The organism is Shewanella aquimarina (assembly GCF_023349185.1).
Taxonomy (GTDB): Bacteria; Pseudomonadota; Gammaproteobacteria; order Enterobacterales; family Shewanellaceae; genus Shewanella; species Shewanella aquimarina.
On the sequence record NZ_JAKIKY010000002.1, the window covers coordinates 193690 to 208854 of the forward strand.

Here is a 15165-nt window from a genome sequence, read left to right on the forward strand (position 1 = left end):
AGCGTTAATGTGAATTTAAAATAAGAAAAGTGCGGCCATGGCCGCGCTTTTTCGTGGGCGTCATTTAGGCGTCTGGCTGGGGTGACTTGGCGTCTTCCGTCCGCGCTTTTGATGAGTCGAGGGGTACGGGCTCATGGTGCAGCAGGTTGAGTAGCAGACCACCTATGATGACGGCGATACTGATCGAGACCAGGCGCACCAACTGGGCATAGAGGGCATCAGACCCTATGTGAGTGATGATCTGATATACCAGCACCACGAAGTTGGTGAACAGCAGCTGATAGATAGAGAGGGGGCAAGATCGCCTGATGGCAAAGCAGGCCAGCTGTAGGCCGCAGAAGATCGCCATCCCCAGCACCACCCAGGTCGGCAGGCCGAAGGTGAAGGTCAGCATTACGGGGAAGGTGAAGAGAATACCTATGGCCGTGGTGATCAGTCGATTCTGCTTGAAGCTCTTGTGCTCCTTTGGATCTGCCAGTTTGATCATGCTGCCGATCGTGATGGCAATCAGCATGCTCTGAGAGCTGCCGATGCCGATCAAGGCCGCCAGCACTAAGGTCATGGCGGTGGTCTTAAATAATATGCTGCCCATATGGGTACTGCTGTCGTCTGCCTGGGTCTCATCGGGCAGTATGTCTTGCTCATCACCGGGAAACAGCAGGAAACTCAGATAGGTGAGGAGCAGTGCCAGCACCGCCGATTTCATCAACAACCAGGGCAGTACCTCGATCGGTGCTTGTAACTGCTTACTCATAATGGTCATGATGATCACCACGATCAACATCAGGGTCGAGAGCAGATCTTTGGCATCTTTGTGGCTGCGATAGAAACTCCAGAACAGCAAGGACCAGCAAAACAGCAGGTAGCCAGTGGGGGAGTCCAGCAAGAGCCCGCCGATAAACACCAGTCCCAGGCTGACAAACAAGACGATCAGCAGCAACTTAAGCATCATGCTCAGGGGCGGACGCGAGGGCATTAGGGTGAGAAAGATCACCATAAAGATGGGCGCCAGTATGGGCAGGGGCGTGGCTTGATGCCAGAGGTAAAACAGCAGCGCCAGCGGGCCAAATACCAGACGTATGATAGGGTTGGCTGGACTAAGAAACATAGGTCCAGATACTCACTATCTGCATCCAGATGCCAGCAAGAAACTCGCCTATGCTGCTCTGCTCTGTGTAGAAGGCCACAGTCGCCTGTGAGCCGTAGCGAATATTGCCGGGTGGCTTAGTGCCGGTGAAGACGATATTGACCGGATAGCGCTGAGCCTTGATGCCATTGCTGTCTGCTGTGAGAAAACCTGTATTCTGATCTATGTTGTTGCTGCCGCCTGTGCCCCAGCCTATGCTGTCTACCTTGCCTTCCAGTACCCTGCCCGGTAGGGCGTCGAGGACGATCTCGACCTTGTTGCCCACCTTAATGTGTTCCAGCGAGTTTTCTCTGACCAGGGCCGAGATCCACACGCCGCGAGGATCGATAAAGGTCAACATGGGAGAGCCGACATTGGCGCGCTGCCCCAAGGTGAGTTGCAGGTTGGTCACTACGCCCTTAGAGGGGGCCTTGACCTGAGTCCTTTGCAGATCCAGCTGGGCCTGCTCAAGGCTTGCCATGGCCGATAAGATCTGTGGGTTGTCTTGTCCCTTGGGGCCCAGCGCCTGCCTGGCCTGTACCAGAGAGGCCTCGGCCGCCTCCAGGTTAGCCTGAGTTCTGTCTTTGGCCTCGATGGCATTGTCCAGCTCCGCCTGGCTTAATACGCCCTGTCCGGCCAGCTCGCTCACGCGGGCAGCCTGCTCCTTGGCGTTGTTGCGAGCCGCGATGGCATCGACCACCTTGGCCTGAGCCACCTCGACTGCCGCCGTGCTGGCGCCGATATTCTGCCCGGCGAGTGACAGGTTCGCCTGAGCCGACTGCACGGCGAGGCGGTAGTTGCGCGGATCGATCTGAAACAGGGGCTCGCCCGCTTCGACGATCTGGTTATCTCTGACGTTTACCTCTGTGATATTACCTGCGACCTCGGAAGCCACTCTCACCAGGTAGGCATGCACCCTGGCCTCGCTGGTCATGGGCGTCACCCTGTCGGCCCACAAGCTATAGAGCCAGACGACTAAGATTAAGCCTATGATGTAAAAACTCATTTTCCGTGATGATTGTTCCGCAGCAGACATGCCTTCGCCTCGATGACTAGAGATTGTTTTATGGTAATCCTCGATTGTGTTACCAGCAAGTAACACCTCTTGTTTAAGTGGTTTTTATATGACCTAGGTAGCTAAAAAGATGAGGAAAGCGAGTTAGCCTGCTCAAGGTTAGGCCTTAGTTGCGCAGGCTTAGCAGAGGCGTCTTTGCAGCTAACTATGAGTGTGATAGCTTGGAGGGATCGCTTTGGTTTCGGGATCATTGTCTTGGCCGGCGCGAGCAGGGAATGAGGTTATTCATGGAAGGCTGCTGGGATCTCTCCTAGGGCCTGTTGACCTTTTGAGAACAATTTTTGTTCTAATTGAGCACGTTCAAATCGCGGCATGAGGCTTGAAGTATAGTTATTCTATATAAAAGCCGAGTAACAAAGAGTTGAACGTGCTCAAGACGAACCCTGCGGGCAGCGTCTGTATCATTTTTCTACTGCGTTATCGCTCATTGATGTAGCACACTACATTACAATCGCTCTGCCTTGTATAAAAGCGATACAGAATGCTGCAAAAATGAACGCGAAAGATAAACAGGCCCTAGCAATTACAAACCTTCAGCAGTCTAGAGTTACCGACATTACCTAATGTTTTTCTCTAAAAATTAAAGGATTAATTAAATATGCCTAGATTGAGCAAGGTGCATTTGCTGTTTCTCCTGGGTCTTGGCGGCTGCCAGATCTCCCTTAACGGTATCCCGCCTATGCCCGAGGTGATCGAGCTAGCCGATGGTACCTATAAGGTGTTTGTCGCACACCCCAGTAAGACACAGGTGGTGAAAACCTCTAAAGGATTTATGAATAAGATATGTAGTGACAAGGGAATGAGTTACGACATCATCTCTGAAAATATCGAGATGACGGGTGAGGCGATCGACCAAACCAAGAAATCTTCCTCTGTATCTGTCTTTGGAGTGAGCCGCACCGAATCAGAGTATGAAACTAAACATATGCAGGAAGGGGAGGTGCATTTCAAGTGCGTCCCTGAAGATGAAGCGGCCTCGAGTCTGGCACATCACACGACGCCTTGAGCACGCACCTTAAAATTAGTGCTTCAGTAAGCGGATAGTGCCAACAATAACAATAGGAAAATCAAAATGTCAGGGAATATTTTTAAATTTAAAGACGCAAGACGGTTAACGCAATGGGTGCGCTATCTGCTTTATGCCCAGATCTTAGTTGCATTGATTGCCATAAGCTCCAATTATTTGGAGTATCAGCTGTTGATGGATTATGAGTCTGGGGCTTATCTCTCAGAGGAGCAGGCGGTTGCCGATGGCGACGCTAACGATCAACGTCAGCTGGGGGTGGCAGGTCTCTACTTTGTCGTCTTTATCGTTTCGGGCATCATGATCCTCAAGTGGATCTATCGGGCCAACTTCAATGCGCGCCAACTGGGCGCCAAGGAGATGACCTTCACCCCGGGTTGGTCTGTCGGCTACTTCTTTATTCCCGTGCTCTCCTTGTGGAAACCTTATCAGGCGATGAACGAGATCTGGCAGGCGAGTCATGATCCCGAGAATTGGAGTTTGAACGGCTTCAACTCCAGCGTGAGCCTGTGGTGGCTGTTGTGGATCGTCAGCAATATACTTGGGCAGGCCGTGTATCGTTTTGCGGATAGAGCCGAGGAGCTGCAAGACTTTATCAACGCTAACTTGGTGTCTCAGATCTCTGAGGTGGTCAGTATTCTTTTGGCCTTCGCCACCCTGAAGTTAATTAATCATATCTATCGGGCGCAGACCAAGTCCTTTGCCAGGGTCGAACAGGAAACCTATCAGGACGCGCAGCAAGTGGTTATTGGCTAGGGGAAATATGAAAAGAAAAAGGCACCCAAGGGCGCCTTTTTTATGGCCTGCTTTTTATCGTCAGGCGGGGGACTATTTGTGTTCTACCGCAAGGTAGTTGATCAGGTCGATCAGCTCGCCCAGGGTGCGAATTTGGCTCAGGTTAACCGCATACTTATCGTTGACGATAAAGGTGGGCACACTCTGGATGCGGAACTCACGCTGCTGGGCACGCCACAGGTCTAGCTTATCGCTGACCGCCTTGCTGTCGGCTAACTCGTCATACTTGCTGATGTCGATCCCCTGATCGGCAAACACCTTCTTGATGTCGTCGCGGGTATTAATGCTTGGCTTCTCATGGGCACTATGGTCGTGATCATGGCTGTGTCCATGGCCGCCTTGATCGCCCTGAATGGCGCTAAACATGGCGTGGATCATCTTGTCCTGTACGCCCAGCTCCTGGATCACGCCCAGTGAACGCATCACCTCGGTGCCGATATCAGAGTTCATGAAGTCTACGTGCTTGCTGTCGAAGCTGACTCGCTTGTCCAGGTTGGCCTTGATATCGCCTAGATACTGAGTCTCCATGTTGAAGCAGTTGTGGCAGTAGAAGGAGTAAAATTCGGTCAGCTTAGGGCTGGTGCTGGGGGCCTTGTCAGACACTGTCATGAAGTGTTGCCCCTCGACAAACTGGGTGGCAAAACTGGTGAGTGGTGCCACGGCGAGCGTCAGGGCGAGTGCGATATGTTTAATCATGATGATCCTTAAATTGATAGCGTCGTTGTGCAATCAATGGCTAACGTCAATCGACAATAGGGTTAGCCTAAATGCCAAAGCTTAATTATGACTGAAGCGGCAAGGAGAAAAAGGGGGCAGAGTGTGACCTGAGCGGAAGTTCTGGGATCTGCTTACCCGAGAAGAGGCTGGGCAGGTGATGAGGTTTAGCTAGCGAGATTCCCGCAGGGTCTGCCAGGCCTCGCAGACACGCTTAAACTGAGCCGCGTCGCCGCCGTCGCGGTCGGGATGCCACTGCAGCGCCAGCTTTCGCCACTGCTTGCGTATCTCTCTGTCGGTGGCGTCTTGGTCTAGCTCAAACACCTCCAGGGCCTGGCGTTTGGGCAGGGCGTTGTGGCGGGTGCCGATATAGTCCTCATAGCGTTGCCAGAAAGATTCCAGCATCTCCTGAATGATATCCGGGCAGGTGTCATAGTGCTGCCAGTCTAGATAATAGCTTCTTAGGGCGTCGTCCTGGCTCAGCTGAGTCTCTATGTTACTGGGAGGGATGCGAAATATCTGTATCTCCATCGCCTTGACCTGCAGGTAGCTGCCGGGCAGCAGCATGGCCTGCAACTCAAACAGGGCGTTCATCAGCAGGAAGTTTTGTTTAAACAGGGCCTTCTGCGGGTCGCTGTCCAATTCGCGCATCAGGCCTTTCTCCTGCAGGGCGGCGGCCAGGTGGTGTACCTTCCAGCTACGATTGCTTCGCTTCAACAGGGTGAGTAGTGGCCAGATCAGGGGATTATCACCTTTGATAGCAAAGCATTGGGTGGACGATGAGGCGTCCTCTAGTCTGGCTGCTGTCGGGCTCGATTTGGCAAGGAGCATACTGAGAGTCTCATCCGTGACTGGCGATAATTTCTACTATGACAAGGGGGCAAATAGAAGGCAAGTCTTATCGGCTTGTCGGGCCAGGAGTCGCAGGGGAAAGAGGAAAGAGGGCAAGGCGATGCATGGGGCATGCATCGCCATCGGCCGGATAAATCGCGTAACCGGTTAGATCTCGGTGAAGAGTGTCTCGATAGGCAGGCGCGACTTAGGCAGCTTGGCGTTAAAGTCTTCCTCGCTGTGATAGCCCAGGGCCACTACCACAGAGGCGGCGTAGCCTTTAGCCGGCAGATCCAGCAGCTGATTGAGCTTAGTGGCGTTGAAGCCCTCGATAGGGGTGGCGTCGATATCCAGCAGGCTAGCGCCCAGCAGCAAGTTGCCCAGTGCCAGATAGACCTGTTTCTCCATCCAGTGCTGACTGTCTTTTAGCTCGATTCTGTGCATGTTGGCGAAGAAGGAGCGACCGTTGTGCTGACCCTGTTTGGCCTCCTCATCGGCGAAACGACCGTCGGCATCTTCCTGTTCAAGCACCTTTAGCAGGTGGGCCTCATCCATGCTGGTCTTAGTGCAGAGCACCAACACATGGGAGGCGTTGAGGATCTTATCTGTATTGAAGGCGAAGTCGCTGGTGGCCTCGGCAATCTGCGCCTTGCCTTCGTCGGTCGAGGCGAGCACGAAATGCCAAGGCTGAGAGTTGGTCGAAGAGGGGCTCATGCGGAGCAGTTGCTTGATCTCCTCGACCTTCTCCTGAGCGATCTTACGGCTAGGGTCGAATGCCTTAGTGGTGTAGCGCTTATTGGTGTAGAAACTGAGTTGTTGCATGGTAAGCATCCTGTGATTGAGTCGATTCTTTATGTCGATTCTTTATGTCGAGAGTGAGGCTGATTCTACGTCACTCTTTCACCGATAAAAACAGAGGAAAGTCACATATACTTTCAAAAAAATATTGATAATAAGCCGTCGTCAACCTGGGGATTGGCGGCTATGTTTCGGGGAATCCCAAGGGGATTCGTACAGGCGACAGCCCAGGGGATTGCTTAGATAACAGTTGTCGCAGAAGTGGCGGTAATTGACTGACAAAAAAGGTAATTTATGCTTAACTTTCAAAACTGTCATCTTGAGTCGAGGGATTAACTCGGCTTCCCTGCGCGGAGAAGAAAACATGGCTTTTAAGATAGATCCATCCATCATCGCCTGGTCCCTGGCGGGGGCCTTGCTGAGTGCACCAGCCATGGCCCTGGACTGGCGTCTTGGCATCGGCGGTCATGACTACTATGTGGATGAAGCCGACTCGCACACCTTAGGCGCAGGGGTGAGCATTGGCCTGAGTCATCTCACCCAGGGTGACATCAAACTCACGGGTGAGCTGAATATCTTCGTGGACAACGATGTCGATGAGCTCGACCCGGACCATATTCCCGTGTGGTTTAGCTCCTATTACAGCGCCGGTGGCGTTCTTGTCTCGCTATCCCATCACTCTCGTCTCTTTTGGGACATAAGCCTGGGCGGCAAGCGTAATACCGTCAGCTCGGTGGAGAAACAGGTGCGGCTGTTTCCGGCGCTGGGCTATGGCTACCAGCGAGAGGGCTTCGAGGCCGATGTTAAGCTAGGGGGCGGTTATTACTTCCTCGAAATCGACGACGATGTCCCCCGCACGCGAGGCTATGACAGGGAAGATTTCCAGAATAAGACCGGCGCCTATACGCTGGCCGCGGCGACCCAGTTTGCCCTGGGCAAAGCGTTTGAACTCAGCCTGGCGGCGCAGCAGTGGCACGACGGTAGCGACTGGTTGGAGAATCAGCTGGAAGCAAGCCTTAGCTATGATGCCGACAGCTGGTCGTCTGAGAGTCGGCTCGTCTTCAGCGTGAAATATAACGAGTATAATCTAGACCCCTATGCCAGGGGCCCAGTGGACTCACCCGACTATCTGCCGATCCTGCCCTGGAGCAAAGATCTCTTCGTCAGAGTCTATTTCGACATGCCCTGGGGTTAAGCCTGGCAGCGAGTGAGACAGGAGAGATGCGTAACGGTGCTAGCGGCAGGGCTTTTCTACTCATGATGGCTTTGCTGCGAGTAAGGGCTTTGCCGTTAGTATAGGTTTGGCCTTAGTATAGATTTGGCAGTTAGTAGAGGCGTAGAGGAGGGGATGTGACCCAAACGTCAGCAGCGGCGAGCCAGATACGGATCGCCAGTTTTAATCTGTACAACTTCATCGCGCCGCCCGACGCCTATTACGATTTTAATAACATCTACACTCAGGCCCAGTGGCAGCAGAAATGTGACTGGATAAGGCGCTACCTGGCGAGCCATGACCCCTGCGTCATCGGCTTTCAGGAGGTGTTTTCGGTAGAGGCATTGCAGGCTCTGCAGGCCGAGGCGGGCTATCCCCATTTTGTCACCGTCGATACGCCTGAGGTCAGCGACGACTTCATCTATCGCCACCCAGTGCTGGCCCTCGCCAGCAAGTATCCCATATTGAGCTGTGAGGCCTGCACTATCGATCAGACGGTCGCCAGCCTGATGGGTATCGCCCCTGGGTTTCAATATAGTCGCTTGCCCCTGAGGGCGAGCATAGCCCTGCCTCACCTCGGCCCCTGCGATTGCTACGTGGTGCATTTTAAGTCTAAGCGTGCTCAGTTTGAGCCCGAGTTGGCACAGACATCGGTGCAGAGCTCAGGGAGTGAACCAACAGCAGCGCTTGCTGAGCCTGATAGCCAGGGCGGTGAAAAGGCGGCCCTGTTTGCCATCGAGGCGGCGGCCAAGTGGGCGTCTTCTCTGGTGCGCGGCACAGAGGCGAGTCTGCTGCGGCTCGCTATCGCCAGGCGCCGGGTCGAAACCGGCAACCCTGTGATCCTGATGGGCGACTTTAACGATAGTTTAGCCGGCGGTGTGCTGTCGGCCCTAGTGAGTCAGGATAGCCGTTTGCTTGGGGAGCTGGGAGAGGGCGCGTTTCAGGCCTATCGCCTGCAGGACGGCTACCAGCTTCACGAGCGCTCGCAGTACAGTCCCGTCTCCGTGGCGCGTCCAGCGACACATTATCATCTCAACCAAGGAGAGGTGATCGACTATATCCTGCTCTCCAACGAGTTCGATCCCCATAACGATCAGTGTCTGGCGGAGGTGAGCCAGTATCACACCTATGATAGCCACCTGATCAATCCTCAATATGAGCGCGACAGCCACAGCACAGATCACGCACCTGTGATGATTAGCCTTAAGATTAGGGAATAAGGTTAGGGAATAAGCTAAGGGGAACAAGGGCAGGCCCCTCAACCTGAATGTGGGCTATAGTCTTGTTTTACTTGTGGGATTCATCGAGACTATCGGCTATATTTTGCTCAGCGCTAACGCCCGACGAATTGGATTAGCGCTTTAGTTGGACACTTACACATGCTGGGAAGGGAAAGTTATGGACAATGAAGCCAATGTGCAGCAGCGCAAGGCCTTTATCGGTAATATGACAGAGGCGGCGATACGCATAGGCCTGCTCGCTATCTTAGTGATCTGGACTTACGACATAGTCAGGCCCTTCATAGTGCCAGCCCTGTGGGGAGCCATCATCGCCGTCGCGCTGATGCCATTAACCCATAGACTGGAGCGTCTGTTAAAGGGGCGTCGTGGTCTGGCCGCAACCCTAATCGCCCTGGTGGGGATCGCCTTGCTGGTGACGCCTTTCGTGGTGATTTCTGGCTCCATCTTCGAGGGAGTGTCCAATACCCTTAAGGTGCTGCAGAGCGGCGAGATCAACCTACCCGAGCCGACCCAGAGGGTGGCCGAGATCCCCATCATAGGCGAGCGCCTGTTTGAGGCGTGGCACAGTATTGCCAGCAATCTGGAGAAGGCTATTCTGCATTTTCTACCCGAGATCAAGGCGGGCTTCGCGGCGCTGGCAGGGGTGATCGGCAGCAGCCTGGCCACCCTGGTGATGTTCATCATCTCGCTACTGATCGCCGCCGGCTTTATGGCTAACTCAGAACAGTGTGCCGCCGCCATGAGTAAGCTGGCGGTGAGGGCCGTAGGCCCCAATGCTCACGCCTGGGCCAGCCTGACCGCTGCCACCATCCGCAGCGTGCTGCTCGGGGTGGTCGGGGTGGCCTTTATCCAGGCCATGCTGATCGGCTCGGCCCTGTTTGTGTTCGGCTTGCCCGCCGCGGGTCTGCTGACGCTGGTGGCCCTGTTTCTGGGGATCGCCCAGCTGCCGGCACTGATCATAGTGTTGCCCCTGATAGGCTATGCCTACTCCTCCATGGAAGGCACCTCGGCAACTATCTTCAGTGTCTGGGTCTTCCTTGGTGGCATCTCGGACAACATTCTTAAGCCCATCTTGATGGGCCGAGGTGTAGATGTGCCCATGCCCGTGATACTGATAGGCGCCATCGGCGGCATGTTGTTTACCGGCATCATAGGCCTCTTCCTGGGCGCCGTGGTGCTGGCCATCTGGTATGAACTCTTTATCGCCTGGCTAAACGGCGGTGAGCCCGAGGCGGTATTGGCCCAGCAGTCAGAGAAAACGAGTTCATCGACTGACCTTAAGGCGGAGTAAGCCTATGTTAGATGCCGTCTGCCGGGTAGAGGGGCAAGCCGAGAAAACCTATTCAGTGTTTAACTTTCAGCGCCTCAGCGAGCAAGAGATAGAGGCGCTGCGTCAGCAACTCTATTGCCCCGTATGTGACGGTAAGGCCTATTTTCGCAAGGCCTCGCGCGACGGTAAGGCGGCCTGTTTCGGCTCGCGCTATCATCAACCAGATTGCCCTGAGTTTAACCCCTCCGCCAGCCGTAAGCAGGAGGAGCAGGATGCCCTGGAGGTGAAGCTGCAGTTGCTGGAGAGCGACGCCCTGAAGATAGACTTCAGCATGCCGACGAGACGTAAGACGTCGCCGACTAAAGCCAAGGCACAGACAGAGGCTGAGACAAAGCTAAAGCCAGAGATAAAGCCAACTGACGCCGAGAAAGATAGCAGCGTGGAGAGCCCCAAGGGGAGTTATCTCGCTCAGGCAGAGGCAAAAGGCGAGCCCAAGGATGACTCAAGCGCCGAGTCACCTGATGAGCCTAAGATAGCGACCCAGGGGCTACAGAAACTCCTCCATAGCCTGCTGCGGGGCAGCGATCTGGCCGACTCAGATCTCTGGATCTATACCGATGACAAGTATCGCTGGCGAGCCAAGAACCTGTTCGTCAACTTTGCCGATGCCGAGCCCAACGAGCGCCACGCGCCGCGCATGTATTGGGGCACTATCTCCCATGCCGACAAGGCGATGCTCTGGCTCAATCCCGCCGACTGTAAGGATGTGGGCATTCCTATCGAGGAGGTAAAGGAGGCGCTGTGTAAAAGATTCGATATCCAAGATCGTGAGGATCTCGAGGGCGCAGGTATCATCCTCTTCGGTAAATGTTTCTGGAACAGAGACAAGACCCGCAAGATCATCAAGTTGTGGAACAAAGATCTTAGCCGTCTGCATCTGGTGAAGGCCGACGACTAAGACAGCCTGGCAAGGTGCAATTTCTTGACGCTATTCTGGCCTTTCTCGCCCTTGCCTCAATATCCTTTCTCTAAATCCCTTCTGATTTAATCGCTTGCATGCCCATTGGCTGGATTGGTATGGCTTATGCTCCATTAAGGAATAGCACCAGATGCCTCAGTAGTGAGGTTAAGGAGTCGGCAATGAGGTTAAATAGTCAATCTCCCCTGCTGGGATTCGTGGGCAACCGGACCCTGTATGCCAGCTGCGAGGCCTACCGCCAGCGTATCGATTATATCTGCAAGTTAATCAGCCTCGCGGGCGGCGCTCTGCATCAGACTCATCCGGGGCCGGATAAGGCTGAGGTTAGTTACACCCGGCGAGAGCGCCAGGCCAGCCTGCTTGGCCGCTAAATCACTAAGCTGCTAAGTCGTTAAGCCGCTAGGCTGACGCAGGTTATGTGGGCTAGCGCGGCGTAGAGAGCCCGGCTCGCCTGCGGGCCAGCAGGGTATCTCCCCACTGAAACAGGCCGAGCCCCGCCAGTACCAGGCCTGCCCCTATCATCAAAGTTTGGGAGAGCTGCTCGTTATTCACCAGGGCGCCCAGCGCCATGGCAAAGACAGGGGTGATGAGGGTGACTAGGGCCACAGTGCTGGCATTGAGGTGCTGCAGGATATAGAAGTAGCCGATGAAACCTATCAAGGATCCGAAGATCCCCAGGTAGAAGATCGCGGCGACGGAGCGCATCGACCAGGTCTCTACCGGCAGACTGGCATCGAAGATTAACCAGGCCAGTGCAAACAGGGGGGTCGAAAACAGCAGGGCACCGACAGTGCAGGCGATGGGATGAATCGCCAGGTCCACCGTCTTGATCAGCACGCCGCTGAGGCTGAAGAGGAACACGGCGCAGAGGATCAACACCAGGCCTATCCAGGTATCGCTGCCCAGGGCGAGCTTGGCCGAGCAGACCACCCCCAGGCCGCAGAACGCCAGAATAAGCGCGAGGATCCGCATGGGGCTGAATTTAGGTTCGTTCAGCAGCTTTTGGGCCAGCAGGCCAGACACCAGGGGAGACAGGCCGAACAGCAGCGACATGGTGCCAGAGGCCAGGTAGCGCGACGCGAAATAGCTCAGCAACATGCCACCGACTATACCTATGGCCGAATAGGCGTAGAGCCTGAAGGCGGTGCGGTGCCAGGGGAGGCGTATGCTGCTAAACAGTATGATTAGGCTGCCAATGAACAGGGCGATCACCATGCGCGAGAGTACCGCCATGGTGGGATGCACAGTTTCGCTGCTCCAGACGATCCCCAGCGGAGTCGTCGACCAGATGAGTACCACGGCCAGAAACGAAACGGGAACCAGCCGAGGCAGTTGTGCTGGATCGGTTTGAGAATGGGAAGACATGCTAGCGAGGCCCTGGTACGAAAATAAGCAAAGAGTGATAGAGGCGATTTTGACCCAGTTTGCGTGGGAAAGCTATGGCCAAATGTGCTGTTGAGAAAAATTACTGATGGGGGATAAAAGGGGATGGAATGAGGAGTCAGTAGACGGCTTAACTTGCAATGGCGGGGCTTAATAAGTCAAAAGGGGCATTGCCCTTTAGCATATGCCCCTTTTGTTGTTGGCGTCTGTATGACCCTTTGCCCTTCTTGGGTTTCTCGACACGCATCTTAAACAGTTCGCTGGTGACGATTGCCTTTAAGGCGTTATCCTTGATGACGCCTCGGCCGCTCTCGTGGTGAGCGTGCGCGTTGCGGCGCGATTTCTTGCTCATGGTTTTCCTCTCATTTCAGTATTTAATCTGGTACTCACTTGCAGGCGCTGACTACTAGTTGGCTTTGAGCACTTGTTGGTAATGATCATCTATTGCCCCAGATAGTCAGGCGGCGCAAGATTACGCCCAGGCTGCCTAAAAAGCAAACAGTATTTTATCATAAATAAGTAAAACTTGTTTTACATTGTTATTCAGCAGCTTGAGTGATTTTATGTGTGAGTAGTGGGGGCAGCCTATCGTAAAATATGGGCTGCCTCAGTTATTTACTCGTGCTCTGCCAGCTCGTGGCGATAGGGGATAGAACGCTGGGCGCCGGCGCGGGTCACCGAGATGGCGGCGGCGCGATGGGCAAAGGCTACCGCCTGCTCTATCGATTTGCCTTCACCCAGGGCCACCATCAGGGCACCGTTAAAGGTGTCGCCGGCGGCCACAGTATCTAAGGCCTTCACCTCAACGCCTGGTATTAGGGCGCATTGGTCTTTAGTGCTGAGCAGGGCGCCTCGCTTGCCCAGGGTGATGATCACTATTTTTGGCCCGAATTGATGCAGCATCTGCGCCGCCAACTTGGCACTCTGTTCATCGGTAACCTCTATACCGGTAATGGCCTCGGCCTCGGTCTCGTTGGGGGTGATCACATCCACCAGACGGAACAGGTCTTTGCCTATTACCATGGCTGGCGCTGGGTTGAGTATGGTGGTTACCCCGTTGGCCTTGGCATGTTCCAGGGCATTGAGCACAGTTACCGCAGGCGTCTCCAGCTGCAGCAGCAGGTAATCGGCCTTGGCGATCAGCTCAAGGTGGGGCTCGAGCGCCTCGGGCGTCAGGGTGGCGTTGGCGCCGGCCGAGACGCCTATGATGTTCTCGCCAGTATCGGCGACGAAGATCATCGCCGTGCCCGTTGGCTGCAGGTCCGTGTAGGTGATGCCATCCGGCGTGATGCCGTCTTGCTGCCACGCCTGGGCCATCGCCTGACCTATGGCATCTTGGCCCAGATGACAGATGAAGTCGACTCGGGTGTCCTCCCGGCTCAGGCGCGCCGCGGCCACCGCCTGATTGGCGCCCTTACCGCCGTGCTCCAGCCGGTAGCCTTGGCCCATCAGGGTCTGTCCAGGGTTGGGCAGGTGCTCCAGGTTCATCACGTGATCGGCATTGGCACTGCCGAGAATTAACAGTCTGGTCATAGTTTCCTCTCGCCTAGGGGGGAGGGCGAACCCTCCCTGGGCTGTCTACTGATTATAGGCGCTGAGACAGTCGACAATCAGGTCGACGAAGCCTTGACGATCTAAACCAAACAGTACGGTGGCGTTAGGGGCCTTGTCTGTGAGCTGATAGCGATCCACTAGCGTCATCCCCTGGGTATATTCCCCCTTGGTTTCGACGCCGACCCAGCAATCCTGGGCGGTGAATAGCTCAGGTTTTAGCAGCCAGGCGATGGTACAGGGATCGTGCAGCGGCGCCCCGGTAAAGCCCCACTTAGGATCTCTGTGGTAGATCATGAAGAAGTCTAGCAACTCGGCGACGCATTGGGCCACAGGGTTGGGGATGGCGCGGATCCGCTCGATATCTTCATCCATTATCTGTGCCTCGTGGGTCACGTCTAGGCCGCACATAGTAATTGGGATGCCCGACTTGAACACCATGTCGGCCGCCTCTGGGTCGACGAAGATGTTGAACTCGGCGGCTGGGGTCCAGTTACCCACTCCGGCGGCGCCGCCCATTAGCACGATGCGCTCGACCTTGCTGTGCAGCTCGGGATAGTTGGCGATAAACAGGGCGATATTGGTCAGCGGTCCCGACGGCACTAAGGTCACAGGTACTGCGCTCTGGCGCACCTTCTCGGCTATCAGCTCGACGGCGTTTTGTGCTAACGGGGCGAAGGCCGGGTCTGGCAATTCTGGGCCGTCTAGGCCACTCTCGCCATGAACGTTATCGGCGATAATCAGCTCCCTGGCCAGGGGCTTAACTGCCCCGCCTGCCACCGGCATGTCTGGGCGATTGAGCAGGGTCAGGATCCGCAGGGCGTTATTGAGGGTCTTGTCGGGTGTCTGGTTACCCGCGCTAGTGGTGACCGCCAGTGGATTGAGACGCTCGCTACTGAGCGCCAGTATGAGGGAGATCGCATCGTCGTGGCCCGGGTCACAGTCGAGAATGATAGGGGTCGCCGAGTCGAGCGGACGGATGGCTTTGGGAGAAGCGTGTGCTGCGTGAGAATGTGGGGCAGCGTTTGATTGAGTCATGGTACAGCTCCTTTGATTGACACCTGTGGCAGAGTAACACGCTTTAGGTGCGTGTCATCTCTGAGATGAAAATTTGTGATTGAGCAGACAAAGCACTAATTAGGCAAGTAAGCGGGCAAGTGGGCAA

16 protein-coding genes are annotated in these 15165 nt (G+C 55.0%); 7 read left to right on the forward strand and 9 right to left on the reverse strand.

Features of this window, described 5'->3' with window-relative positions; genetic code table 11:
- Positions 1–64 precede the first annotated feature (64 nt).
- Complete coding sequence (locus L2731_RS02980; protein ID WP_249251771.1) at positions 65–1108, reverse strand: DUF2955 domain-containing protein; 1044 nt, start codon at positions 1106–1108, stop codon at positions 65–67.
- On the reverse strand, positions 1098–2132 hold the full coding sequence (locus tag L2731_RS02985) for an HlyD family secretion protein (RefSeq protein WP_239852463.1): 1035 nt from the start codon (positions 2130–2132) through the stop codon (positions 1098–1100). Before L2731_RS02985 ends, L2731_RS02980 begins: the two co-directional genes overlap by 11 nt.
- A 667-nt stretch (positions 2133–2799) precedes the next feature.
- Here L2731_RS02985 and L2731_RS02990 point away from each other — a divergent pair.
- Entirely contained in the window at positions 2800–3207 is a 408-nt protein-coding gene (locus L2731_RS02990) for a hypothetical protein (RefSeq protein WP_249251772.1), read from the forward strand.
- A 66-nt stretch (positions 3208–3273) separates the two neighbouring features.
- A complete protein-coding gene (locus L2731_RS02995; RefSeq protein WP_239852459.1) occupies positions 3274–3981 on the forward strand; it encodes a DUF4328 domain-containing protein in 708 nt (235 codons plus the stop codon).
- Positions 3982–4053: 72 nt separating this feature from the next.
- On the opposite strand, the gene L2731_RS03000 is transcribed toward L2731_RS02995, so the two are convergent.
- From L2731_RS03000 to nfsB, 3 genes are all read right to left on the reverse strand, one after another.
- Positions 4054–4716: a thiol:disulfide interchange protein DsbA/DsbL gene (locus L2731_RS03000; RefSeq protein WP_249251773.1), complete on the reverse strand. Its 663-nt coding sequence runs from the start codon at positions 4714–4716 to the stop codon at positions 4054–4056.
- A gap of 189 nt (positions 4717–4905) precedes the next feature.
- Positions 4906–5565: a DNA-J related domain-containing protein gene (locus L2731_RS03005; RefSeq protein WP_249251774.1), complete on the reverse strand. Its 660-nt coding sequence runs from the start codon at positions 5563–5565 to the stop codon at positions 4906–4908.
- Positions 5566–5733: 168 nt separating this feature from the next.
- Entirely contained in the window at positions 5734–6387 is a 654-nt protein-coding gene (gene nfsB, locus L2731_RS03010) for an oxygen-insensitive NAD(P)H nitroreductase (protein ID WP_239883501.1), read from the reverse strand.
- Positions 6388–6727: 340 nt separating this feature from the next.
- On the opposite strand from nfsB, the gene L2731_RS03015 reads away from it, so the two are divergent.
- The 5 genes from L2731_RS03015 (at position 6728) to L2731_RS03035 (ending at position 11437) form a co-directional block, all read left to right on the forward strand.
- On the forward strand, positions 6728–7558 hold the full coding sequence (locus tag L2731_RS03015) for a hypothetical protein (RefSeq protein ID WP_249251775.1): 831 nt from the start codon (positions 6728–6730) through the stop codon (positions 7556–7558).
- 155 nt (positions 7559–7713) lie between these two features.
- The gene (locus tag L2731_RS03020) at positions 7714–8796 is read left to right on the forward strand and encodes an endonuclease/exonuclease/phosphatase family protein (RefSeq protein WP_249251777.1); all 1083 of its coding nucleotides are present in this window, start codon (positions 7714–7716) and stop codon (positions 8794–8796) included.
- A 178-nt stretch (positions 8797–8974) separates the two neighbouring features.
- Positions 8975–10108: an AI-2E family transporter gene (locus tag L2731_RS03025; RefSeq protein ID WP_249251779.1), complete on the forward strand. Its 1134-nt coding sequence runs from the start codon at positions 8975–8977 to the stop codon at positions 10106–10108.
- 4 nt (positions 10109–10112) lie between these two features.
- Entirely contained in the window at positions 10113–11045 is a 933-nt protein-coding gene (locus tag L2731_RS03030) for a hypothetical protein (protein ID WP_249251780.1), read from the forward strand.
- A gap of 182 nt (positions 11046–11227) precedes the next feature.
- Positions 11228–11437 carry a hypothetical protein gene (locus tag L2731_RS03035; RefSeq protein WP_249251781.1) on the forward strand — a complete coding sequence of 70 codons (210 nt, stop codon included), beginning with the start codon at positions 11228–11230 and terminating at the stop codon, positions 11435–11437.
- Positions 11438–11489: 52 nt separating this feature from the next.
- On the opposite strand, the gene L2731_RS03040 is transcribed toward L2731_RS03035, so the two are convergent.
- The 4 genes from L2731_RS03040 to rihA form a co-directional block, all read right to left on the reverse strand.
- Positions 11490–12431, reverse strand: coding sequence for a DMT family transporter (locus L2731_RS03040; protein WP_249251782.1), 942 nt, complete (start codon positions 12429–12431; stop codon positions 11490–11492).
- A 148-nt stretch (positions 12432–12579) separates the two neighbouring features.
- A complete protein-coding gene (locus L2731_RS03045; RefSeq protein WP_239852439.1) occupies positions 12580–12801 on the reverse strand; it encodes a ribosome alternative rescue factor ArfA in 222 nt (73 codons plus the stop codon).
- A gap of 263 nt (positions 12802–13064) precedes the next feature.
- A complete protein-coding gene (rbsK, locus tag L2731_RS03050; protein ID WP_249251783.1) occupies positions 13065–13982 on the reverse strand; it encodes a ribokinase in 918 nt (305 codons plus the stop codon).
- 45 nt (positions 13983–14027) lie between these two features.
- Positions 14028–15038: a pyrimidine-specific ribonucleoside hydrolase RihA gene (gene rihA / locus L2731_RS03055; RefSeq protein WP_239852436.1), complete on the reverse strand. Its 1011-nt coding sequence runs from the start codon at positions 15036–15038 to the stop codon at positions 14028–14030.
- Positions 15039–15165 lie beyond the last annotated feature (127 nt).